This window comes from Brachybacterium sacelli (assembly GCF_017876545.1).
GTDB lineage: Bacteria > Actinomycetota > Actinomycetes > Actinomycetales > Dermabacteraceae > Brachybacterium > Brachybacterium sacelli.
Map to the genome: position 1 here is coordinate 199,207 of NZ_JAGIOD010000002.1, position 21,653 is coordinate 220,859.

Below are 21,653 nucleotides of genomic sequence, written 5' to 3' on the forward strand. Positions count from 1 at the left end.
GTTCCCTACCAGCACTATCCGAATTTTACGTGACGACTTGTCAGAACCCATCACCACCCCAGGAGTAGGAACATGACCGACTTCGATCCGACGATCCCGAGCACCACGGAATCCGGCGCTCCCCGCGAGTCCGACGCACACTCCCTCAGCGTGGGCCCCGACGGCCCGCTGATGCTGCACGACGTCGCCCTGGTCGAGAAGCTCGCCCGCTTCGACCGTGAGCGCGTCCCGGAGCGCAGCCCGCACGCGAAGGGCTCGGGCGCCTTCGGCGAGCTCGAGATCACCGAGGACGTCTCGCAGTACACCAAGGCGGACCTGTTCCAGCCCGGTCGCAAGACCCCGATGCTGCTGCGCTTCTCCACCGTCGCCGGTGAGCTGGGCTCTCCCGACACCTGGCGCGACGTGCGCGGCTTCTCGATGAAGTTCTACACCCAGCAGGGCAACTACGACCTGGTCGGGAACAACACCCCCGTCTTCTTCGTGCGCGACCCGATGAAGTTCCCTGACTTCATCCACTCCCAGAAGCGCACCCCGGCCTCCGGTCTGCGCGACAACACCATGCAGTGGGATTTCTGGACCAACTCGCCCGAGAGCGCCCACCAGGTCACCTACCTGATGGGTGACCGCGGCCTGCCCAAGTCCTGGCGGCACATGAACGGCTACGGGTCCCACACCTACATGTGGGTCAACGAGTCCGGCGAGAAGTTCTGGATCAAGTATCACTTCCACACCGACCAGGGCATGGAGTACCTCTCCAACGAGGAGGCGGACCGCCTCGCCGGCGTCGACGGCGACTACCACCGTCGCGACCTGTTCGAGTCGATCGCCCGGGGCGAATTCCCGAGCTGGACCGTCTCCGTGCAGGTGATCCCGTACGAGGAGGCGAAGAACTACCGCTTCAACATCTTCGACCTCACCAAGACGGTGTCCAAGAAGGACTACCCGCTGATCAAGGTCGGCACGATGACCCTGAACCGCAATCCGCGGAACCACTTCGCGCAGATCGAGCAGGCGGCCTTCAGCCCTTCGAACACGGTTCCCGGCATCGGCCTGTCCCCGGACAAGATGCTGCTGGGTCGCTCGTTCTCGTACCCGGACGCGCAGCGCCACCGCATCGGCACGAACTTCAACCAGCTGCCGGTGAACCAGCCGATCGTGCCCACGAACTCCTACGACAAGGAAGGGTTCATGGAGTTCCTGCACTCCGGCGACGCTCCGGTGTATGCGCCGAACTCCTACGGTCGCGCCTACCAGGACGAGCAGGGCCCGGTCGACAACGGCTGGGAGGCCGATGGTGAGCTGGTCCGCGCGGCCTATTCGCTGCACGCCGAGGACGGCGACTTCGTCCAGCCCGGCATCCTGGTGCGTGAGGTGTTCGACGACGCCGATCGCGACCGTCTGGTGGAGACCGTCTCCGGCGGTCTGAGCACGGTCGAGGAGCCGGTGCTGTCCCACGCGATCCAGTACTGGAAGAACATCGACCAGACCACCGGTGAGCGCATCGAGAAGGCCATCGGCACGTCGGCGGCCGACGACCAGCCCGGCGGTGATCCGCTGGACGCGTGATCCGGTGACTCGGTGACCGGCTGCCGAGCTCGGCGCCGTCACCGATAGCGGACAGCGGCGCGGCCCGTCCCCTCGTGGGGCGGGCCGCGTCGTCGTGCCCGAGGGATGTCGTCGTCCCGACGACGCGGGTGATCAGCCCACGAAGCAGCGGGGCCGGCTCCTGCGGAGGCCGGGGACGAGGCGCGGGACCCTGAGGCAGATGAGATCGGGGTGCGACCGCGGCGGACTGTCGGACCTCAGACGACGAGGACCTCGCTGGGGGAGGACAGCAGCAGCTTCTGCACGGTCAGGCCCAGCAGATGGCGGGCGAGGTCGTTCTGGCGGCGGATGCCCAGCACGAGCAGTTCCGCCTTCTCCTCCTCGACCACGTCCAGCAGCACGTCGGCGATGTCCTCCTCGGTGTGCTCCTGGCGCATCGCGACCCGCACGGAGGACTGCCTCAGCTCGTCACGGGCGATCTCGAGCTGCTGGTCGTCGGCGTGGCGGGGGTCCTCACGGACGCCCTCGCGCACCACGTTGACGACGATCAGCGGGCCTCCACGTCGTTCCGCCTGATCGCGTGCGGCCGCCAGCGCCTTGAATCCCACCTCGGTGGGGATGAATCCGACGACGACTGCCATCTGCTCTCCTCGGGTGCGGTCCGGGCGTCGGCCGCGCCCGGGATGCGCGCGGCCTGCCCCGATCCTACGGGGTCCCTGGTGGTCCCGGCAGGGACGCGGCGCCCCTCAGAACTCCGAGCGGGAGGAGGAGGTGGGGACCTCGGAGCGCTGTTGCCCCGAGAGCTGCTGGATCTCGTCCATGATCCGCGCGGTCATGAGGCGGCGCTTGAGGCCCTTGGACGCGGCGGGATCGATGTCGCTAAAGTCGATCGGGGCGCCGATGCGCACCGTGACCGCCCCGCGCTCTGGCAGCTTCTTCTTCATCAGTTCCTGGGTGCCCTTGAGACCGACCGGGATGATCGGGCACCCGGATTCGAGGGCGAGCCACGCCGCTCCCTGCTTGCCCGGGTGGAGCATGCCGTCCTTGGAGCGGGAGCCTTCGGGATAGATGCCGAAGCCGGCGCCCTCACGGAGGATGACCTGGGCGGATTGCAGTGCGCCCTTGCCGGAGGAGAGCGCCTCGCGATCCACCGGCACCGCATCGACCGCGGTGAAGAACCACCTCAGGATGCGCCCCTTCAGCCCCTTCTGTGTCCACAGGCTCTCCTTGGCGACGAACCGGATCTGGCGGGGGAAGGCCACCGGGATCACGAAGCTGTCGATGTTGGAGAGATGGTTGGAGGCGATGAGGAAGCCCCCCGTGCGGGGCACGTTCTCCAGGCCGGAGACCCGAGGGTTCCAGATGAGCGTGACGAAGGGCCGCACGGCGGTGCGGACCCCGAAGTAGAAGCGAGCTGACACGGGTCCTCCTGAGACGTCCTGGACTGCGGGACACGATATATCCGTGCCGAGGCTGCGCGGGCACCGGATCGTGACCTCGGGCGACGATGATGCGCTGGTCGCACCGAGGAAGCAGCCAGGTGACGGTCACCGGCGATGTGGTAGAACAGGCGTGCGTCACGCGCCGTACCAGAGGCGCGGAGCCGGGGACGGCCCGTGTGCCGCGACGTGGCCGTGGCGGCCGCCGATCCCCGCTGAGCCCGAGGAGCCTGCCGATGCCGAAGACCCTGAACATCGCCGTGATCGGTGCCGGAACCATGGCCCAGGCCGTGCACCTGCCGGTGCTGCGTCGGCGCTGGGACCGGTTCGCGGTGACCGCGCTGGTCGATCATTCGCCGCGGCGGCGTCGGGAGTCCTCCGAGGTGTGGGGCCTCGAGGAGGACAAGCGCTTCGAGACCGTCGCGGACCTCATCGCCGCGGTGCGCGCGAAGACGGTGACGCTGGATGCGGCGGTGCTGTCGACCGACGGTCTGCACGCGGAGGACCTCCTGCAGCTCATGCGACGGGGGATCCCGGTGCTGGTCGAGCCGCCACTGGGCTTCTCCGCCGAGGAGATCGCGAAGGTCGCGGACTTCGAGCGGATGACCGGTCGGCGTCTGCTGATGATGGCCTATCCCCAGCAGTACGACGACTCCGTGTCCCGGATGGCCGAGCAGATCCCCACCAAGGACCTGCGGATGGTCGACCACGAGGTGCTGATGCCGGCGAGCCAGCCGCTGTTCGGCGGCGCGCACGTGACCACCTCCTCCTACGATCTGCCCTCCGAGGTGCGCACCCAGCGCCGCAGCGACCTGCAGGAGGCGGTGGTGGCCGGCGCCGGTGACGGGGCGACCCAGCGTGATCGGGATCTCTACGTCAAGGGCCTGCTGACCGGCGTCGCGCACCAGCTGGCGGTCCTCGAGGCCGCTTACGGTCCGATGACGGACCTGGTCGCGGTGCGGCACTGGCCCAAGGGCGTCATCCCCGGCTCGATCGAGCTGCTCGGTTCGCTCAGCGGTGGTGCGCAGGTGCGGCTGGTCTGGCACTACCTGCCCTTCGCCCCCGAGTACTCCGAGCACATCCAGGTGCTGTCGGCGCGGCGCCGGATGCGGGTCGAGCTGCCCGCCCCGTCCCATGGCGATCGCCGTTCGACGGTGGCGCTGCGGGAGAAGAAGAGCGGCGTGGTCCAGGAGGTGGAGACCACCGCCACCAAGGGATCGGCGGAGCTGATGTGGGAGGCCTTCCACGCCTTCGTGGAAAAAGGCGCTGCGCCGCTCTCCGGGGCTGCGGAGGCCCGCACCCAGGTCACGCTGCTGCGGGAGGTTCTCGCCACGATCGTGGCGGCCGACGACCGCAGCATCGACGAGGAACCCGAGGAAGCGGCCGACGACGCAGCGACCTCGCCCTCGGCGGACGGGGCCGACGAGGCAGCGGCCGGGTCTGAGGCGGCGCCGAGCGAGGCCAGGACCGAACGGGTGCCGAGCGCGGTTGAGGCCGAACAGGCGTCGGGCGCGGCTGAGACCGCGCAGGCGTCGGGCGTGACCCAGCCCGCTCGGACACCGGCAGCGGCCGAGCCCGCGGCCCAGACCCTCGAGCAGGTCGAGGTCTCCCCGCCCTCCGACGCGGGGGAGCAGCACGTCCCGGCGGGGGCTGCGATGACCGAGCGGCTCCCGTCGCCCGAGGAGGTTGCCGCGCTGGAGGACACCCGGGTCGCCGCCGCCGAGGATCCTGGAACCGCTCCCTCCAGCGGGGAGCCCAGGGACGTCTGGAACCTCGAGTCCCCGAAGGAGTCGACCTGGCCGCCCGCCGCGAGGACGACGGGTCCCGCGAGCGCCGACTCGGAGACGAGCGCCCACGGGTCTGCACGCACCGACAGCACGGAGCGCCCCGATGCGGCGGCCGACGGCGGCGGCACGACTGATCCGGACGGCACGACGAGCCCCGACCCCTCGGCGGCCGACGGCGGCGGCACGACTGATCCGGACGGCACGACGAGCCCCGACCCCTCGGCGGCCGGTGCCGACGCCGTCGCAGCTGCTGACGAAGCCCGGCGCGAGGACAGCACGACGGATCCCGACGGCACGACGGGTGATCCTGCCGCCGTCGACCACGAGGACGGCATCGCGGAGACGGACGACGCCCCGCGCGCCGAGGACCCCGCGGGTGCTGACGGCGCCGCCGACACCGGCCGCACCGGGAAAGCGCCGGAGGGTCCTGCCCGCTGACGCGGAGGGCCGGTCGAACCGGCCCTCCGAAACCTGCACGACCCTCCGGAGCGCTCTGCTCCGGGGGTAGGGCGTGGGTGCGCGGCGTCGGCACGGACCGGGCGCACGCGACGACCCCGGAGCGGCGCTCCGACCGACTCGCCGGGCCGCGCGAGGAGCGCATGGCGCGCGGCGAGGTTCGGCGCGCCGGCGGGCCGAACGGGACACGCCGATCCGCCTGAGTTCGACACGCCGGAGCCCGGATCACGACACGCCGACGACACGCCGGGACCGCTCTCGGACACGCCGAGGATCCCCCTCGCGATCGCACCGTTTTCCGGCCCGCGGTGACGCCGCGCGGCCCCGTCGTCCACCGCCCGGGCCATCTGTCGGACCCCTCATCCACACTGCAGTGTGCATGGGTCCTCGGCGTTCGTGCGTGGGCCCCGCGCTCGGTCCCCACTTCTCCCGATCTGTCCACAACCCATCAACACCCGATTGTGGATGACAGGGTTGTAACTCAGTACATCTTGTGGTCGTGGTCTCCGGGCACCACTAGGTGTAGTGTTGGTGGGGTCGCAGCGATCCGGCAGTCCCGGGGACCGCCCACCGCATCGGAAGCCAACGATGCAGGGGTGGTGGGGAGGATCCGGAGCGTTGGGACGGGGTCCTCGGACCTCAGGAACAACCAGCAAGAACACACCCTCCTCGCGCCGTCGGCGCGGCGCTCGAGAAAGGCCCTTCCCTTGGACATCACCGTGTACTCCAAGCCCCTCTGCGTCCAGTGCGATGCGACCAAGCGCGCCCTCAACAAGGCGGGCGTGGCCTACGACGTCGTCGACATCACCGAGGATGCCGACGCGCTCGATCGCATCAAGTCGATGGGCTACGTCCAGGCCCCGGTCGTCATCACCGAGCAGGACCACTGGTCCGGCTTCCGTCCCGACAAGATCAAGTCGCTCTCGGCGGGCGCCGGCGCCGAGCGCCGCGCCACCGCGATCTGAGCGGCCGACGGGAGGTGGCGGCGTGACCAACCTCGTCTACTTCTCCTCGGTCTCGGGCAACACCCAGCGCTTCGTCGAGAAGCTCGGGATGCCGGCGGCGCGCATCCCCCTCTATCCCAAGGATGACCCCCTCGTCGTCGACGAGGAGTACGTCCTGGTGGTCCCGACCTATGGCGGGGGAAACGGCCGCGGTGCCGTACCCAAGCAGGTCATCAAGTTCCTCAACGATGAACGCAATCGGATGCACATCCGGGGCGTGATCGGTGCGGGCAACACCAACTTCGGGGAGGCGTACTGCTTGGCCGGGGACATCATCTCCACCAAGTGCCGCGTCCCCTACATGTACAAGTTCGAGCTGTTCGGCACCCCCCGCGATGTGCAGCGGGTGCACGACGGATTGGAAGAGTTTTGGCGACACTGACCGAGATGCCCCCGGTCGAGCACAACAGGCAGCTCGACTACCACGCGCTGAACGCGATGCTGAACCTCTACGGAGCGGACGGCAAGATCCAGTTCGAGAAGGACGCGCTCGCCGCCCGCGAGTACTTCCTGCAGCACGTGAACCCCAACACGGTGTTCTTCCACTCGCTCAAGGAGAAGCTCGACTACCTGGTCGAGAACAAGTACTACGAGCCCGAGGTGCTCGCCCAGTACGACTTCTCCTTCATCGAGTCGCTGTCCGAGCAGGCCTTCGCGAAGAAGTTCCGCTTCCCGACCTTCCTCGGGGCCTTCAAGTACTACACCTCGTACACGCTGAAGACGTTCGACGGCAAGCGGTACCTCGAGCGCTTCGAGGACCGTGTGGTGATGGTGGCCCTCACCCTCGCCGAGGGCGATGAGCAGCTCGCCCGCAACCTCGTCGACGAGATCCTCGACGGCCGCTTCCAGCCCGCCACGCCCACCTTCCTCAATGCCGGCAAGGCCCAGCGCGGTGAGCTGGTCTCCTGCTTCCTGCTGCGCATCGAGGACGACATGGAGTCGATCGGGCGCTCCATCAACTCCGCGCTGCAGCTGTCCAAGCGTGGCGGCGGCGTCGCGCTGCTGCTGAGCAACCTGCGTGAGTACGGTGCGCCGATCAAGCACATCGAGAACCAGTCCAGCGGCGTCATCCCCGTCATGAAGCTGCTCGAGGACTCCTTCTCCTACGCGAACCAGCTGGGGGCCCGCCAGGGCGCCGGTGCGGTCTACCTCAACGCCCACCACCCGGACATCCTGCGGTTCCTGGACACCAAGCGCGAGAACGCCGACGAGAAGATCCGCATCAAGACCCTCTCGCTCGGCGTGGTCATCCCCGACATCACCTTCGAGCTCGCGAAGCGCAACGAGCCGATGTACCTGTTCTCCCCGTACGACGTGGAGCGCGAGTACGGCAAGCCGTTCGCCGAGGTCAACGTCTCGGACGTCTATCACGAGATGGTCGACAACCCGAACATCTCCAAGAAGAAGATCAAGGCGCGCGACTTCTTCCAGATCCTGGCGGAGATCCAGTTCGAGTCCGGCTACCCGTACATCATGTTCGAGGACACCGTGAACCGGGCCAACCCGATCCCCGGCAAGGTCACCCACTCGAACCTGTGCTCCGAGATCCTGCAGGTCTCGACCCCGTCGTCCATGAACGTCGATCTCACCTACGACGAGCTCGGCCGCGACATCTCCTGCAACCTCGGCTCGCTGAACATCGCCAAGACGATGGACTCCTCGGACTTCTCGCGGACCATCGAGACCGCGATCCGCGGGCTGACCTCCGTCTCGGACCACTCGGACATCGAGTCGGTGCCGACCATCGCCGAGGGCAACCGCAAGTCCCACGCGATCGGCCTGGGGCAGATGAACCTCCACGGCTACCTGGCCAGGGAGTCGATCTTCTACGGCTCCGAGGAGGGGCTGGACTTCACGAACATGTACTTCTACGCGGTCACGTTCAACGCCATCAAGGCGTCGAACAAGATCGCCAAGGAGCGCGGCGAGGTCTTCTACGACTTCGCCAGCTCGAAGTACGGCACCGGAGAGTACTTCGACAAGTACATCGACAAGGCGTGGGAGCCCCGCACCGAGAAGGTCCGCGGTCTGTTCGAGAACTCCAGCGTGCACCTGCCCACCCAGGAGGACTGGAAGCAGCTGCGCGAGGAGGTCAAGGCCCACGGCATGTACAACGCCTACCTGCAGGCCGTGCCGCCGACGGGGTCGATCTCCTACATCAACCACTCGACGAGCTCGATCCACCCGATCGTCTCCAAGATCGAGATCCGGAAGGAAGGCAAGATCGGCCGGGTCTACTACCCCGCGCCGTACATGACCAACGACAACCTCGAGTACTACGAGGACGCGTACGAGATCGGCTACGAGAAGATCGTCGACACCTACGCCGAGGCCACGCAGCACGTGGACCAGGGGCTGTCGTTGACGCTGTTCTTCCCGGACACCGCCACCACGCGCGACATCAACAAGGCGCAGATCTATGCCTGGCGCAAGGGCATCAAGACCCTGTACTACATTCGCCTGCGCCAGATGGCGATCGAGGGCACCGAGGTCGAGGGCTGCGTCAGCTGCATGCTGTGACGGCCTGACCGGGCCCATCGGGCTCCGCTCCGCACCTCGACGGGCGGGTCTCCCTCCGGGGAGGCCCGCCCGTCGGCGTCGAGGTGCGAGATGTCGGGCAGCGAGCAAGGCACCTGCTGGGGGAGGCGGGCAGTCGAAAAGAGGGGTCAGTCGAGGAAGGAGTCGATCACGGAGTCCGTCGCGGTGGCACCGACGTAGCTGCCGACGACGTCACCGGCGATGCCGCCGATGACACCGCCGACGCCTGCGCCGGTCACTCCGCCCGCCGCGGCACCGGGCACCGCGCCGACTCCCGCCGCGGGCGCTCCGGCGGCCGCGCCGCCCCCACCGCCGAACAGCCCGCCGATCGACGAGCCGATCCCGGTGCCGATGGCCCCGCCGACGAAGCTGCCTGCCATCGACCCGGCGAAGTTCGCGCCGCCGTCGAGGACGGCCCGGCCGATCCGCTCCCCGGTCGAGAGGTCGCTGCGGACGGCGTCGTCGTTCCAGCGGTCGATGCCCGCCATCACACCGGTGAAGGCGTCACCGATCATCGGGATGAACGCTGGCACGCTGCCCTTGCCCAGGGCGAAGTCCCCGAAGTTCTTCGCGAAGCTGTGGGCGGTGGAGAGGATGCCGCCGGCGCTGTCGACCCCGTCGATCCCGACGTTCTCCTTCCAGTTGTCCCAGATCTCGCCGAAGGAGATGTCGCCCCAGTCCGCGCCGAGGAAGCCCGCCGCGGAGGCGGGCTGTACGCCGGCCGGGGAGCTACCCCCGCCGTTCGCGCCTCCCGGCCCGGCCGGGCTCCCGCCGCCGCCGCCGTCGGGGGAGGAGGCGCCGTCCTGCTCCTCGACGTGGCCCTCCAGGTCGGTGCCGAGGGTGCGGGTCCCGTCCGCGGCCGCGGTGAACCGGGGTGCGACGGAGGAACGGAAGGTCGAGGCGAAAGACTCGGCGTCCGGGCCGACCCACTGGGTGCCCACGATGCCGTCGACCTGTGCGGACAGCGTGTCTAGCAGGGTGGTGAGCGACGTCGCGCGCTCGGCCAGCAGGGCGGCGTGATCGGACGCCTGGGCGGTGTCCATCCCCTGGAATCCGGTCATGGCCCCTCCATGTCTGTGTGTGCTCGGTGGTGACGCTACCCCCGGCATCGTCCGCAGGCGATGGGGAGAGGTCCCCATGCCGCGGTGGGATGATGACCGCATGGATCCCGTACTCGCCCTGTCCGCGTCGGCCGCGCTCTTGCTCGGGGTGGTGCTCGCCCTGTCCGCGATGCGATGCCGGTCGGGGCGGGGAGGCAGGGCCCGCTCCTGGGTGCGATCCGAGGGGATCGATGCGCGCACCGGCCACGCCTACGGGGAGGTGGCCGTGCTGGTGGTCCTCCCGCTGCTCGCGCAGTCGCTGCTCGTGGCGGGCCTGCTCATGGCGCTGGGCTCCGTCGAGATGCTGCGCGGTGCCGTGGTCGGCCTGCTCGTGCCGGCCGCGGTGGTCGCCGAGGTCCTGCTGTGGATCGTGCTCCTGCTCGCGACGGGCTATCGCGCGATCATGCCGCTGTGGGTCTACCCGTCCTGGCTGCGGCCGCAGCGACGGCGGGAGCGGGAGGTCATCCGCTCTCGGTGAGCAAGGGGCGCAGCAGGGCTCGCGCGGCACCGGTGGGGGTCGTGCCTCGCAGCGTCGTCGCGTCCGTGCCCTCGGCGACCAGGTAGCGGCCGCGGAGGAGCAGGAGGGCCGCGGCGCCGTCGCCGTTCGTCCGGCGTCGGACGAGGCGGACCGCCCGCGGCGGAGCCTGGTCGATCCCGTCCTGTGCGGCGGGGGGCAGGACGCCGCCCGCCTCCGTCACGCGCGCCCAGGCAGCGACGCTGCGGGTGCTGTCCGCGGCGAAGAGATCCGCCAGCTCCTGCGGTGTCGTCGTGACGGTGACCTCCGCGGGGAGCGGCTCGGTCGGTGCGATGGCGGCCAGGCGCAGCAGCACTCCGGGCAGGGCGCTCGTGGGGTGGACCGCGAGCTCCTCCCTCTCGGTGAACCCTCGGCTGCGCCGGAGGGTGTCGGCGCGGGAGAGGAGCAGGCAGTGGGCGCTGCGGCCGAGCGGATCCGCGACCTCGACCTCGACTTGCCCGCTCGTTGCGGCGAGGGTCTCGGACACCGTCTGCACGAAGGTCTCGGGCAGCGAGGTCGCCGACGGCGCCGCTCGACCTGCGGACAGATCGGCCAGCAGCTGGTCGACCTCCATGCGGGTCCCCGTGGCAGCGCGCGGGGAGGCGGGATCAGCGGTGAGCACGGTTCAGCTCCTTCCCGGGAGCGGCGAGGACCTTCCAGGTCCCGACGATCCGATCGAGCATCTCGTCGTGGGCCGCGTCTGTCAGGGGGAGGGTGGTGAGCGTGAGGGTGAGTCCGGTGTCCCCGGCGATGCGGCTCCGGCGGCGGGTGAGGATCGTGACGCCCTGGGGGTCGGTCATCACGGAGGACGAGCACCAGAGCTCCTCGCCCTCGGGGGACGTCGTCGCCCGCTCGTCGAGGATCTGCAGGTCGGGCAGGGCCGCCAGCCGCTCTGCACGGACCGAGGCCTGCCAGGACGTGAGCGTCGCACCCTCGGGCAGGGTCGTCGCGGTGAGCACGAGATTGGTCTCGATCGCCCGGCTCAGCGAGCGACGGTCGGAGAGGGCCCCGACCGCACCGTCGGGCACCGGGAGCGCACGCCACTGCTCGGGGACCTCGAGGGTCGAAGCGGGCACGGCGCCGGACGGACCGAGCTCGACGAGGCGGGTCGTGGTTGCCATGACCCCAGCCTAGGTGTAGTTGGTGCGGCGGATGCGCCATGGGGAGATCTCCCCATGGGGGTCCTGTCAGTCGGTGCGATGATCGTGCGCATGGATCTCGGATCGCTTCTCGCTTCCCTCTTCTGCTTCGCCGTGAGCCTCGTGCTTCTCCTGACCGCTGCGTGGTCCCGGTGGGGGAGCTCGAAGGTGGCGCGCTGGTGGGTGCGACGTACCCCCGTGGAGCGGATGGGCTTCATGCAGAGCTCCGGAGAAGCGGTCGGCCTGGGACTGGTGCCATATCTTGCTCAGCTGATGGCATGTGTCGGGGTGGTCGCGGCGCTGTATGCGCATCCGAGGGTGAGAGAAGCTCTCTTCACACCGGTGATGTGGACCGTCGTCGTGGCGGAGGTGGTTCTCGGCATCGTCGTGATGGTGATGGTCTCCAATCGCTACATCCTGCCGCTGTTCTTCTACCCGGGATGGTTGAGACACCAGCGGCGAGCGGAGAGGGACTGGCTCCGCACTCGGTGATCTCGTGTGCGCCCGTCGGGACTGCGTTGACATAGCTCCTGTACGCCTCGCGCCTCGCACGCGTTCCGCCCCTGAGCCCGCGTGCGCACGAGGGCGTGGGTCTGCGACGTTTGACCGCGTATTCATGCGGCGCGATGGGAGGAACTCCCCGTCGCCTGTGTGACCATGAACGAATGTGGGATTCGGTGGCCCCGGTCGTTCTCCTCGGCCTCTTTCTCGGAGCAATTGGATTCGTGCTCGCGGTCATCTCAGCCTGGATGCGGCGGGGGAGTTCCCGTGCTGCGCGGTGGTGGGTGCGACGCGTGCCCCTGGATGAAGCCACCGATTACGCGAACGCCGAGGCGATAGCGCTCGCTTTCACCCCGATGATCGCCCAGACCCTCATCGTGGCGGGGCTCTGCATGCCGGTGGCATCGTTCGCGGTGGGTGGGTCGGGGCTCGGATCGACTGTTCTCGGCGCTGTACTCGTGGTCGAGATCCTGCTGTGGATCGTGATCCTGCTGGCCGCCGTGTACCGCTGGATACTTCCGCTCTGGCTGTATCCCTCGGGACTGCGCGAGGTTCGCCGCGACGAGAGAGACCGGTTGCGCGCCGCGAAAGAGCATCGCCGCTGAGACAATGTGGCCGAAGGAACCGGACGGCGTCACCGTCCCGGATCGTACCTCCCGTAGGTCATCCGTCGCAGCAGCATCTCTGCGGGGCCGCGCAGGTTCCGGGAGCCCAACTGGGCGGCGATCGGCAGCGAGAGCAGCCACACCGCGAGGGCGATGCCGACGGCACCCGCAGTGCTCAGGTGCACTCCGAGGCCGAGCCCCCAGCCGGCCATGATCGGCGCCAGCAGCAGCGACTGGAACAGGTAGAAGGTCAGCGACCGCTGGCCGACGGCGCTCAACGCACGCATCAGGGCCCCGGGCCGTCTCGTCGGCCGGGGGACGTCCTCGGCGGCCGGGATGCCGTAAGAGCGCTGTCCCGGGGGCAGTGCCGCCTCGTCCGCGGAGGCCGCCCGTCGGGCCTCGCGACGCGCCGACCGGTCCCGCGGCGTCACCTCGTAGGCGGTCGTGGCGACGGCCCGGCCCTCGAGACGAGCGGCGAGCAGACCGAAAGCTGCCGCGTAGCCGACCCCGCAGGCTGTTCCGGCCAAGGCGTTCAGGCCGCTGAACGCCCAGGGCACGCTCTCGGGCAGAGGGATCACGCCCACGTAGGTCAGGGCGTCGGGCAGCCCGCCGAGCCAACCCGCGGCGATACCGCCGAGAGCGACCCGGCGCAGCAGCGCGGTGTGCCGCCACGGCTCGTCCAGCACCCGGTGCCGCGCCGCGATCCATCCCAGCAGGATCGGGATCGGCGTACCCACCAGGGCGGAGGGCGCGACGCCCAGGACCCAGATCCCGAGCCGGGCGAGCACCGAGGGCAGATATGCCTGGCCGTAGGCCAGATCCCGCAGGAACGCGGTGCCGAAGGCGGCCGGGTCCATCGCAGCGGTCGCCTCGGGAGGGGCGAAGAGCACCAGCGTCAGAGCGCTGACCATGGAGAAGAGGGCGAACAGCGCCGCGATCCCGACCAGCACGGCGAGCCAGATGATCAGGGTGCGGGTGCGCCGGCCGAAGAAGATCCACACCAGCAGCAGCGCGGCGACCGCGTAGGCCCCGAGGATGTCCCCGTAGAACAGAAGGGCGGCGTGCAGGAGTCCCAGCAGGAGCATGGCCCAGTGGCGTCGGCGCATCATCACCCGCACGATGCGCGGCTCCATGCCGCGGTCCACGCGTGAGCGGTAGAACTGCACCATCCCGTAGCCGAACAGGAAGGCGAACAGCGGCATCGCACGATGGTCGACGGCGACCGTCATCACGAACTGCACGGCGGTGTCGATGGCGCTGCGGGCCGGGACGTGCGGGCTCATCCCGACGGAGCCGTCATGGCCCCACAGGTACCAGGACACGTTGGCGATCGCGATCAGCGCCAGCATCAGCCCGCGAGCGATGTCAGGGGCCAGCGATCGGGGTGGTGCAGGGGGAGCGGGAGACGCGGGCGGGACGGTGGCCGAGCTGGTCACGTCGAGACCTCTCTGTGCGGCGAGGTCCCCGCGGTCGGCGGGAACTCTTGCGCGGAGTGTGTGCGTCGAACCTATGCGCTCGCCCGTGCGATGTCGCGCGACGAAAGTCGCCTGAGTGTCATGGCCGGGCCGGGACGACTGTCAGGGGCTCCGGCCCGGTCGCCCGCACCGCGCCGAGGAATCCCAAGGAGTCGAACAATGATCAATATGATGAACGGCTGTGTAGGGTGATGGCGGTGCCGCAGCCCGGTGCCCCTGCCGCCCGCAGGTCGTCGATGTGGAGCACAGGAGCTCACCATGAACCCTACTGTCACCCCGGAACAGGCCCCCGACGGCGAGATCGGACCAGCACGGCCCCGGGTCGTGATCGCCGTGGATCTCCCGGAGGAGCTGTGCCAGCAGATCCAGCAGCAGGTGCCGGAGGTGGACGTCGTCTGGGACCACTCCCTGTACCGGCCGCGGCGCGGACCGGCCGACTGGGGCGGCGACCCGGCGCATCGACGCACTGCCGAGGAGGGGGTCGCCTATGAGCGGATGGTCGATTCGGCCGACGTGCTGTTCAGCCTCCCGGATGTCGATCCCGCGGCCCTGGCCCGGACCGTCCGCGCCAATCCGCGCCTGCGCTGGGTCCAGGCGATGGCAGCGGGCGGCGGTGCGCAGCTGCGAGCCGCCGGGCTCCGGGCCGACGAGCTGGACCGGGTCGCGGTGACGACGTCCGCAGGAGTCCATGGCGCACCCCTGGCCGAGTTCGCCGTGTTCGGGGTGCTGGCGGGGGCCAAGTCGCTGCCGCGCCTGCTCACGCAGCAGCGTGCGCACCAGTGGAGCGAGCGCTGGGAGATGTCGCAGCTCGAGGAGATGACGGTCCTGGTCCTCGGGCTCGGCGGGATCGGGCAGGCCTGTGCGCAGAAGTTCGCCGCGCTGGGCTGCCGTGTCCTGGGCACCTCGCGAAGCGGCGCCCCCGTCCCGCACGTGGACGAGCTGGTGCCGGCGGATGAGCTCGTGCGGGCCGCCGCCCGGGCCGATGCCATCGTCGTCACGCTGCCCGGGACCGCCTCGACCGAGGGCCTGGTGGGAGCGGAGCTGCTCGACGCCGTGCGGCCGGGCACGGTGCTGGTCAACGTCGGGCGCGGCACCGTGGTGGACGAGAGCGCCCTGGTGGACGCGTTGGAGCGCGGCGGGATCGGCTTCGCCGCGCTGGACGTGACCGCCACCGAACCGCTGCCCGCCACGAGCCCGCTGTGGGATCATCCGAATGTCCTGATCAGTCCGCACACCGCCGCACTCTCCTCGGCCGAGGAAGCGCGGATCGTGAAGCTGTTCATCGACAACCTGCGCCGTCATCTCGAGGGCCGGGAGCTGCGAAACGTCGTCGACACCGTGGAGTTCTACTGAGCCATGAGCGATCCCAGGGACCCCTCGCCCGCCATCACCCGAGGGCTGCGCATCCTCGAGGTGCTCGAGTCGGCGGCCGGGAACCCCCAGACCCTCTCCGACATCGCCCGCGCCGTCGGCATCGCGAAGTCCTCGGCCTCCAACCTCTGCGCCGCCCTGGAGAAGGAGCGGATGATCCAGCGGGTGGAGAGCGGGTACCGGCTGGGGATGCGCACCGCCGAGCTGGGCGGAGCCTTCGCCCTCCAGTTCAACCAGGTCCGCGAGTTCTTCACCCTCGTGGAAGCGGATCCGGAGCTGTCCGAGCACGTCGTCCAGATCGCCACCCGGCTCGAGGCCGACGCCGTCTACCTCGCGCGTCACGAGGGTCGTCGCTACCGCCTCGGCACCCCGCTGGGCTCCCGCCTGCCGCTGGTCTACTGCGCGGTCGGCACCGCGATGCTCCTCAAGGAGCCCGATGAGCAGATCGCCCCTCTGCTCCGGAAGGACGCACTGCGACCGCCCACCGCACAGTCCTCCCGGGACGCCGCCGAGATCAGCGCGCGGATCCGGCGTGCCCGGGAGGCGGGGTACGCCGTCGATCGTGGGGAGTCCTTCGAGGGGGTCCACGGCGTCGCGGCCCCCCTGGAACCGTGGCGGCCGGGCGATCCGCCGATGGCGATCGGGGTGGCGCTGCCGGCCGACGAGGCCGACGAGGCGACCATCGAGCGCATCGGGGCGGCCGTCCTCCGCGTGACACAGCGACTGACGAACCCGCTGGCGCGACGACCGCAGACCACGGACTGAGCGCCCCTGGACCGGCCCCGCCCCGATTCTTCGGGCGGGGCCGGTCCGTCTCCCGGGGACGACGGGCCCGCTCAATGTTCAACAGGTTGCACATCGTTCGAAAAAGAGTACGTTGGCCGCAGTGAACGTGACCGGGGCCCGCGGCTGACGCGGCCCGCGATCCACATCGAAGGAGATGTCGTGAGCTCGACACACCACGGTCCCCGCGCCCAGGGCGCGGCGACGATGTCCCAGGCGGAGTACTCCGCGAACCTCCAGAGGGCGACCCTCTCCTCGAGCGTGGGCAGCGCGCTGGAGTACTTCGACTTCGCCATGTACGGCTTGATGACCGCCCTGGTCTTCGACCGCCTGTTCTTCTCGACCGACCATCCCGCGATGGCGACCGTCGCCGCTTTCGGCGTCTACGGCGTCGGCTTCCTGGCCCGCCCCTTCGGTGGACTGTTCTTCGGCACCATCGGTGACCGCATCGGGCGCCGGTGGGTCCTGGTGGCGACGATCCTGCTCATGGGTGGGGCCTCGACCCTGATCGGCGTGCTGCCCACCTACGAGCAGGTCGGCATGCTGGCGCCGGCCCTGCTGGTGCTCCTGCGGCTCGCCCAGGGCTTCGGGGCAGGGGCGGAACAGGCAGGGGCCACCGTGCTCATGGCCGAGTACGCCCCCGTCCGGCGCCGCGGATTCTTCTCGGCCCTGCCGTTCATCGGCATCCAGGCGGGAACTCTGCTCGCCTCCGTCGTGTTCTTCCTGCTCACCCTGATGCCGGACGAGGCGTTCCTGGCCTGGGGCTGGAGGCTTCCGTTCCTGGCCTCGGCGGGCCTAATCCTCATCGCCCTGTTCATCCGCGCCAAGCTCCGCGAGACGCCCTCCTTCATCCAGCTCGAGAAGCAGGAGCAGATCGCCGAGCGCCCGGTCCGGGAGATCTTCACCCGGGGGCGCGCCGGGGTCGTCGTCGGCATCGGCCTGCGCATGGCCGAGAACGGCGGCTCCTACATGTTCCAGTCGATCGCGCTGGCCTTCGTGACCTCGGCGGCCATCGGGATGGATCGCGGCCTGGTCACCTGGGGCGTCACCCTCGGCTCCCTGATCGGGATCTTCTCGGTGCCGTTGACCGGACGGATCTCGGACCGTATCGGTCGGGTGCCCATGTACCGGTTCGGCGCCGTGTTCATGCTGGTCTTCAGCTTCCCGGCCTGGTACCTGCTCTCGCTCGGCAACGAGTACGTCGCGATCGCCGTGATCGCGGTGGGCCTCGGCGTGGCCGTCAACTCGATGCTCGGCCCGCAGTGCGCGATGCTGCCGGAGCTGTTCGGCAACCGGCACCGCTACCTCGGCGTGGCCATGGCGCGGGAGCTCTCCGCCGTGCTGGCCGGGGGACTGGCGGGCGTGCTCGGCGCCGCGCTGCTGGCCTGGACCGGAGGGAACTGGGTGGTCCTGGCCATCTACATGGCGACCCTCGCGGCCATCACCACCGCCTCGACCTTCCTGGTCCCCGAGACCCGGGCACGCGACCTCCTGCGCACGGAGGACGCCCTGCGCATCTCGGAGACCGAGCGCGACACCGCCACGGATCTCACCTTCTCCGCGGCCGACGGGGGTGGGCCGGGCGAGGGCGGAGGTGTCCGAAGCCACCGCGCCGGGGCGCGGAGCCTCGGCGCGTTGGACGGGCCCTCTGCCTAGACTGGAGCGCACCCGACCCGAACCCCCTGAGGAGCTAGTGAGGCTGCGGTGAACGACCACCTGAAGACGACGGTCCAGGCGATCAACTGGAACCGGATCCCGGACCCGAAGGACCAGGAGGTCTGGGACCGCCTGACCGGAAACTTCTGGCTCCCCGAGAAGGTCCCGCTGTCCAACGACGTCCAGTCCTGGAATCGGCTGAGCGAGCAGGAGCAGGACCTGGTGATGCGGGTGTTCACCGGCCTGACGCTGCTGGACACGGTGCAGGGCACCGTCGGCGCGGTCTCCCTGATCCCCGACGCGATCACCCAGCACGAGGAGGCGGTGTACACCAACATCGCCTTCATGGAGTCGGTGCACGCCAAGTCCTACAGCCAGATCTTCTCGACCCTGTCGAACACCAAGCAGATCGACGAGGCCTTCCGCTGGAGCGAGTTCAACGAGCCGCTGCAGAAGAAGGCCAACATCGTCATGGACTACTACACGGGCGAGGACCCCGAGAAGCGCAAGGTCGCCTCCACCCTCCTGGAGTCGTTCCTGTTCTACTCCGGCTTCTACCTGCCGATGCACTACTCCAGCCGCGGCGAGCTGACCAACACGGCGGACATCATCCGCCTGATCATCCGGGACGAGGCGGTCCACGGCTACTACATCGGCTACAAGTTCCAGAAGGCGGTCGAGAAGGCCACCCCGCAGCGCCAGCAGGAGCTGAAGGACTACACCTTCTCGCTGCTCATGGAGCTGTACGAGAACGAGGAGGAGTACACGGAGGATCTCTACGACCCGGTGGGCTGGACCGAGGAGGTCAAGACCTTCCTGCGGTACAACGCCAACAAGGCGCTGATGAACCTCGGCTACGAGGGCCTGTTCCCGCAGGACCAGACCGACGTCAACCCCGCCATCCTCGCCTCGCTGTCCCCGAATGCCGACGAGAACCACGACTTCTTCTCCGGCTCCGGCTCCAGCTACGTGATGGGCAAGGCCGTCGAGACCGAGGACGACGACTGGGACTTCTGATCCTCACGCTCTGCGGGCGCTGCCCGTGATGTGCCGCCCGCAGCGCGATGACGGCGCCGGACCCGATGGTCCGGCGCCGTCGTCATGTCCGGACCCGGACGGACGCTCTGCTACTGCGCCGTTTTCCGCCCGCCCCGACAGAATCCTTGCCCCGACCGCCGACGGACCGGGCGGTCGCGTCGTTGACCTGCGCAGATGTGTGGGGTGTTCGCCTTCTCGGAGGTTCGCGGCGCACACTGCCCATGCATCACCTTCCCCTTCCCCGCACAGTGAGGACAGAAGATCATGGGACTTCTCTGGCTCATCATCTCGTGGATCATCATCGGCGGCATCATCGGACTTCTCGCCAGGGCGCTCATGCCCGGCAAGCAGAGCATGGGCCTCGGCAAGACGATCATCCTGGGTGTCATCGGCGCGATCGTCGGCGGATTCATCGGTGGCATCTTCGGTGGTAACGGGATCGGCGGCATCATGGACAACCCGTGGAGCCTCGGCACGATCCTGCTGTCCATCATCGGCGCCATCATCGTGATGGCCGTCTACGGCCTGATCACCAAGAACCGCGACTGACCTCGCCTCGCCCCGGCGTCACGACGGCGCCGTCCCGGACCGCCGGGGCGGCGCCGTCCTGGTGCGGTGGGCAGGAGACACGGCGAGGCCACTGAGCGCGACCGGAGCCGGGCCGTCGCTCAGGAGGACCCTTCGGCCTCGAGCGGGACGTCCGCCGTCCGTCGCCCGGCGTCGTGGACCGCGATTCGTCCGGAGGACCACCGGGCGGTGTCTGCCTGCAGGGAGCCCAGGTCCTCGGGAGCCACCAGCGCCGTCAGCGTCGCGGCGCGGGAGGAATAGGCCGTGGGCCGGACCTCGGCTCCGTGCCCGGCGGCCCAGAGCCGGATCGCGTTCTCGGCCAGGCCGACCTCCGCCGGCGACACCTCGAGCTCGGCGACGATCAGCGAGGTGCGGCGCCGCAGGGTGGCGGCGGCAACGGCCTGCTCGACGCCCGCTGTGTAGGCGCGCACCAGGCCACCGGCGCCCAGCTTGATCCCCCCGAAGTAGCGGATGACGATCGCGAGGGTGTCGACCAGCCCGGCGTGCAGCAGAGACTGCAGCATCGGCATCCCGGCGGTGCCGGAGGGCTCCCCGTCGTCGCTGGAACGGTTGACCTCCGCCCGCTGCTCCGTCTCGCCGAGCACCAGCGCCGTGCAGTGGTGGCGGGCATCGGGGTGCTCGCGTCGCGCCGCGCGGACCAGGGCATCGACCTGGTCGAGGTCCTCCACCCGGTGCAACCGGGTGAGGAATCGGGAGCGCTTCTCGACGAGCTCGGTCTCGACGTCGGCGGCGAGCACGAGGGGATCCGGCATGGGCTCAAGTCTAGGTGGGGCCGGCGCACCGGGCGCTACGCTGGGCCCACCTGCCTCGCGGCCCCCGTCCGAACCTCCAGGAGGATCCCTGTGACCGTCCCCAGCTCTGCGCCTCAGCCGGCCCCGAACCCGTACGGATCCCCGGGCACGGCCCCCGCCCCGGCGCCGAGGAAGGCCGGCGGGGCGCCGATGATCCTGATCATCGTCGGCGGCGTGATCCTGGTGGCGAGCGTGGTGGTGGGCATCGTGCTGGCGGTGATCGGCATCGGCAGCACCGCCGGTGGGATCAGCGACATCGAGGTCCTCGACAGCGGCTCCGGGAGCATCACCGCCGAGGAGGGCGATGTGCTGCAGCTCTACGCCGAGGAGGGCACCGGGCAGCCGGTCTGCCAGGTCGCCGGACCGTCGGCCGGGGCGATCGGCGAGGGTGTGGACCAGAGCAGCTCCACCACGATCGACGGCCGGATGTGGGAGTCCTTCGACTCGGTGACCGCGAACGAGGCCGGTGAGTACATCATCGACTGCGCGGGCACCCCGGTCGCCGTCGGCCCACCCGTCTCCATCGGCGGCATCTTCGGCGCGGTCGGCGGGATCCTGCTCGGCGTCGCCGGTGGGTTCGTCGGCTTCGTGCTCCTCGTGATCGGCGTGATCCTGCTGATCGTGCGCAAGCGTGCGACCGCGGCCTGACCGCCGCACGGCCGAGGCCTGACGGGCACCGGACGGCCGCCTGGTCGGCAGGGGACCGGCGCCGGACGGGCGCGGGACTGCGCGGGTCGGCGCTGGTACGGCGTCAGGCCCCCGCACCGCGGCCGGCTCCCGCACGACGACGGAGGGGCCCATCCGGAGCGTGATGCTCCCGGTGGGCCCCTCCTCGCGCGTCAGCTTCCGTGGCGCGGCGACGCGGGCGCGGCTCAGGCGTCCTCGGTCACCAGCGGGTAGACGCCGTTCTCGTCGTGCACCTCGCGGCCGGTCACCGGCGGGTTGAACACGCACACGCACTTGATCTCGGTGCGCGGGCGCACGATGTGCTTGTCGTGGTCGTTGAGCAGGTAGAGGCTGCCGGGGGCGAGCTGGTGCTTCTCGCCGGTGGCCAGGTCCTCGATCTCGCCCTCGCCCTGGGTGATGAACACGGCCTCGATGTGGTTGGCGTACCAGAAGTAGCTCTCGGTCCCGGCGTACAGGGTGGTCTCGTGGACCGAGAAGCCGACGCCCTCCTTGGCCAGGATGATGCGCTTGGAGCGCCAGTTCTCCGACTTGATGTCGGCGTCGGTGTCGGTGACCTCGTCGAGGGTGCGGACGAGCATGGAGTTACCTCTTTTCGTGGATGAACGGGTCTTCGGTCCTCGGGTCCTGAGCAGGCGC

The 21,653-nt window shown here is 69.6% G+C and carries 22 protein-coding genes; 14 read left to right on the forward strand and 8 right to left on the reverse strand.

The window, feature by feature from the left end; translation table 11 throughout:
• The first annotated feature begins 72 nt into the window (after positions 1-72).
• Positions 73-1,566 carry a catalase gene (locus JOF43_RS15040; protein WP_209903616.1) on the forward strand — a complete coding sequence of 498 codons (1,494 nt, stop codon included), beginning with the start codon at positions 73-75 and terminating at the stop codon, positions 1,564-1,566.
• A gap of 236 nt (positions 1,567-1,802) precedes the next feature.
• Here JOF43_RS15040 and JOF43_RS15045 read toward each other — a convergent pair whose 3' ends face one another.
• Both JOF43_RS15045 and JOF43_RS15050 read right to left on the reverse strand, forming a co-directional pair.
• A complete protein-coding gene (locus JOF43_RS15045) occupies positions 1,803-2,186 on the reverse strand; it encodes a universal stress protein (RefSeq protein WP_209903618.1) in 384 nt (127 codons plus the stop codon).
• A gap of 105 nt (positions 2,187-2,291) precedes the next feature.
• Entirely contained in the window at positions 2,292-2,966 is a 675-nt protein-coding gene (locus tag JOF43_RS15050; protein ID WP_209903620.1) for a lysophospholipid acyltransferase family protein, read from the reverse strand.
• Positions 2,967-3,220: 254 nt separating this feature from the next.
• On the opposite strand from JOF43_RS15050, the gene JOF43_RS22685 reads away from it, so the two are divergent.
• The 4 genes from JOF43_RS22685 (at position 3,221) to nrdE (ending at position 8,751) form a co-directional block, all read left to right on the forward strand.
• Complete coding sequence (locus JOF43_RS22685) at positions 3,221-5,209, forward strand: Gfo/Idh/MocA family oxidoreductase (RefSeq protein WP_245354567.1); 1,989 nt, start codon at positions 3,221-3,223, stop codon at positions 5,207-5,209.
• 725 nt (positions 5,210-5,934) lie between these two features.
• Positions 5,935-6,192, forward strand: coding sequence for a glutaredoxin-like protein NrdH (gene nrdH, locus JOF43_RS15060; RefSeq protein ID WP_209903622.1), 258 nt, complete (start codon positions 5,935-5,937; stop codon positions 6,190-6,192).
• A gap of 22 nt (positions 6,193-6,214) precedes the next feature.
• On the forward strand, positions 6,215-6,613 hold the full coding sequence (gene nrdI, locus JOF43_RS15065; RefSeq protein ID WP_209903624.1) for a class Ib ribonucleoside-diphosphate reductase assembly flavoprotein NrdI: 399 nt from the start codon (positions 6,215-6,217) through the stop codon (positions 6,611-6,613).
• Between the two features lie 5 nt (positions 6,614-6,618).
• Positions 6,619-8,751, forward strand: a complete 2,133-nt coding sequence (nrdE, locus tag JOF43_RS15070; protein WP_209903625.1) for a class 1b ribonucleoside-diphosphate reductase subunit alpha — start codon at positions 6,619-6,621, stop codon at positions 8,749-8,751.
• Between the two features lie 146 nt (positions 8,752-8,897).
• Here the strand turns inward: nrdE and JOF43_RS15075 are convergent, their stop codons facing one another.
• Entirely contained in the window at positions 8,898-9,830 is a 933-nt protein-coding gene (locus JOF43_RS15075) for a hypothetical protein (protein WP_209903627.1), read from the reverse strand.
• 100 nt (positions 9,831-9,930) lie between these two features.
• On the opposite strand from JOF43_RS15075, the gene JOF43_RS15080 reads away from it, so the two are divergent.
• On the forward strand, positions 9,931-10,347 hold the full coding sequence (locus JOF43_RS15080; RefSeq protein WP_209903628.1) for a hypothetical protein: 417 nt from the start codon (positions 9,931-9,933) through the stop codon (positions 10,345-10,347).
• Here JOF43_RS15080 and JOF43_RS15085 read toward each other — a convergent pair.
• Together JOF43_RS15085 and JOF43_RS15090 are read right to left on the reverse strand one after the other, a co-directional pair.
• Complete coding sequence (locus JOF43_RS15085) at positions 10,331-11,005, reverse strand: hypothetical protein (RefSeq protein WP_209903630.1); 675 nt, start codon at positions 11,003-11,005, stop codon at positions 10,331-10,333. The two genes, JOF43_RS15080 and JOF43_RS15085, sit on opposite strands and share 17 nt — an antisense overlap.
• Positions 10,992-11,504: a hypothetical protein gene (locus tag JOF43_RS15090; RefSeq protein ID WP_209903632.1), complete on the reverse strand. Its 513-nt coding sequence runs from the start codon at positions 11,502-11,504 to the stop codon at positions 10,992-10,994. Before JOF43_RS15090 ends, JOF43_RS15085 begins: the two co-directional genes overlap by 14 nt.
• A 54-nt stretch (positions 11,505-11,558) precedes the next feature.
• Between JOF43_RS15090 and JOF43_RS15095 the strand changes: the two genes are divergently transcribed.
• Positions 11,559-12,014: a hypothetical protein gene (locus JOF43_RS15095; protein ID WP_209903634.1), complete on the forward strand. Its 456-nt coding sequence runs from the start codon at positions 11,559-11,561 to the stop codon at positions 12,012-12,014.
• Between the two features lie 302 nt (positions 12,015-12,316).
• Complete coding sequence (locus JOF43_RS15100; RefSeq protein ID WP_209903636.1) at positions 12,317-12,628, forward strand: hypothetical protein; 312 nt, start codon at positions 12,317-12,319, stop codon at positions 12,626-12,628.
• 29 nt (positions 12,629-12,657) lie between these two features.
• Here JOF43_RS15100 and JOF43_RS15105 read toward each other — a convergent pair whose 3' ends face one another.
• The gene (locus JOF43_RS15105) at positions 12,658-14,064 is read right to left on the reverse strand and encodes a DUF418 domain-containing protein (protein ID WP_342592200.1); all 1,407 of its coding nucleotides are present in this window, start codon (positions 14,062-14,064) and stop codon (positions 12,658-12,660) included.
• A 297-nt stretch (positions 14,065-14,361) separates the two neighbouring features.
• On the opposite strand from JOF43_RS15105, the gene JOF43_RS15110 reads away from it, so the two are divergent.
• From JOF43_RS15110 to JOF43_RS15130, 5 genes are all read left to right on the forward strand, one after another.
• Positions 14,362-15,456 (forward strand): D-2-hydroxyacid dehydrogenase, encoded by a 1,095-nt coding sequence (locus tag JOF43_RS15110; RefSeq protein WP_209903638.1) that lies wholly within the window; start codon positions 14,362-14,364, stop codon positions 15,454-15,456.
• 3 nt (positions 15,457-15,459) lie between these two features.
• A complete protein-coding gene (locus JOF43_RS15115) occupies positions 15,460-16,239 on the forward strand; it encodes an IclR family transcriptional regulator (RefSeq protein WP_209903640.1) in 780 nt (259 codons plus the stop codon).
• A 180-nt stretch (positions 16,240-16,419) separates the two neighbouring features.
• Positions 16,420-17,913 (forward strand): MFS transporter, encoded by a 1,494-nt coding sequence (locus JOF43_RS15120; protein ID WP_342592201.1) that lies wholly within the window; start codon positions 16,420-16,422, stop codon positions 17,911-17,913.
• Positions 17,914-17,961: 48 nt separating this feature from the next.
• Positions 17,962-18,930 carry a class 1b ribonucleoside-diphosphate reductase subunit beta gene (nrdF, locus tag JOF43_RS15125; RefSeq protein ID WP_209903642.1) on the forward strand — a complete coding sequence of 323 codons (969 nt, stop codon included), beginning with the start codon at positions 17,962-17,964 and terminating at the stop codon, positions 18,928-18,930.
• A 285-nt stretch (positions 18,931-19,215) separates the two neighbouring features.
• Complete coding sequence (locus JOF43_RS15130) at positions 19,216-19,500, forward strand: GlsB/YeaQ/YmgE family stress response membrane protein (RefSeq protein WP_209903644.1); 285 nt, start codon at positions 19,216-19,218, stop codon at positions 19,498-19,500.
• Between the two features lie 119 nt (positions 19,501-19,619).
• Here the strand turns inward: JOF43_RS15130 and JOF43_RS15135 are convergent, their stop codons facing one another.
• On the reverse strand, positions 19,620-20,291 hold the full coding sequence (locus JOF43_RS15135; protein WP_209903646.1) for an IMPACT family protein: 672 nt from the start codon (positions 20,289-20,291) through the stop codon (positions 19,620-19,622).
• Positions 20,292-20,381: 90 nt separating this feature from the next.
• On the opposite strand from JOF43_RS15135, the gene JOF43_RS15140 reads away from it, so the two are divergent.
• Positions 20,382-20,978 (forward strand): hypothetical protein, encoded by a 597-nt coding sequence (locus tag JOF43_RS15140; protein ID WP_209903647.1) that lies wholly within the window; start codon positions 20,382-20,384, stop codon positions 20,976-20,978.
• A 224-nt stretch (positions 20,979-21,202) separates the two neighbouring features.
• Here the strand turns inward: JOF43_RS15140 and JOF43_RS15145 are convergent, their stop codons facing one another.
• Complete coding sequence (locus JOF43_RS15145; RefSeq protein WP_209903649.1) at positions 21,203-21,595, reverse strand: ectoine synthase; 393 nt, start codon at positions 21,593-21,595, stop codon at positions 21,203-21,205.
• Between the last annotated feature and the right edge of the window lie 58 nt (positions 21,596-21,653).

Excerpts from the sequence above, each read along its gene's own strand:
- JOF43_RS15040 (WP_209903616.1), top strand. The coding sequence starts at position 73 with ATGACCGACTTCGATCCGACGATCCCGAGCACCACGGAATCCGGCGCT.
- JOF43_RS15045 (WP_209903618.1), bottom strand. The coding sequence starts at position 2,186 with ATGGCAGTCGTCGTCGGATTCATCCCCACCGAGGTGGGATTCAAGGCG.
- JOF43_RS22685 (WP_245354567.1), top strand. The coding sequence starts at position 3,221 with ATGCCGAAGACCCTGAACATCGCCGTGATCGGTGCCGGAACCATGGCC.
- nrdE (WP_209903625.1), top strand. The coding sequence starts at position 6,619 with ATGCCCCCGGTCGAGCACAACAGGCAGCTCGACTACCACGCGCTGAAC.
- JOF43_RS15075 (WP_209903627.1), bottom strand. The coding sequence starts at position 9,830 with ATGACCGGATTCCAGGGGATGGACACCGCCCAGGCGTCCGATCACGCC.
- JOF43_RS15080 (WP_209903628.1), top strand. The coding sequence starts at position 9,931 with ATGGATCCCGTACTCGCCCTGTCCGCGTCGGCCGCGCTCTTGCTCGGG.
- JOF43_RS15090 (WP_209903632.1), bottom strand. The coding sequence starts at position 11,504 with ATGGCAACCACGACCCGCCTCGTCGAGCTCGGTCCGTCCGGCGCCGTG.
- JOF43_RS15095 (WP_209903634.1), top strand. The coding sequence starts at position 11,559 with ATGGGGGTCCTGTCAGTCGGTGCGATGATCGTGCGCATGGATCTCGGA.
- JOF43_RS15110 (WP_209903638.1), top strand. The coding sequence starts at position 14,362 with ATGAACCCTACTGTCACCCCGGAACAGGCCCCCGACGGCGAGATCGGA.
- JOF43_RS15115 (WP_209903640.1), top strand. The coding sequence starts at position 15,460 with ATGAGCGATCCCAGGGACCCCTCGCCCGCCATCACCCGAGGGCTGCGC.
- JOF43_RS15130 (WP_209903644.1), top strand. The coding sequence starts at position 19,216 with ATGGGACTTCTCTGGCTCATCATCTCGTGGATCATCATCGGCGGCATC.
- JOF43_RS15135 (WP_209903646.1), bottom strand. The coding sequence starts at position 20,291 with ATGCCGGATCCCCTCGTGCTCGCCGCCGACGTCGAGACCGAGCTCGTC.
- JOF43_RS15145 (WP_209903649.1), bottom strand. The coding sequence starts at position 21,595 with ATGCTCGTCCGCACCCTCGACGAGGTCACCGACACCGACGCCGACATC.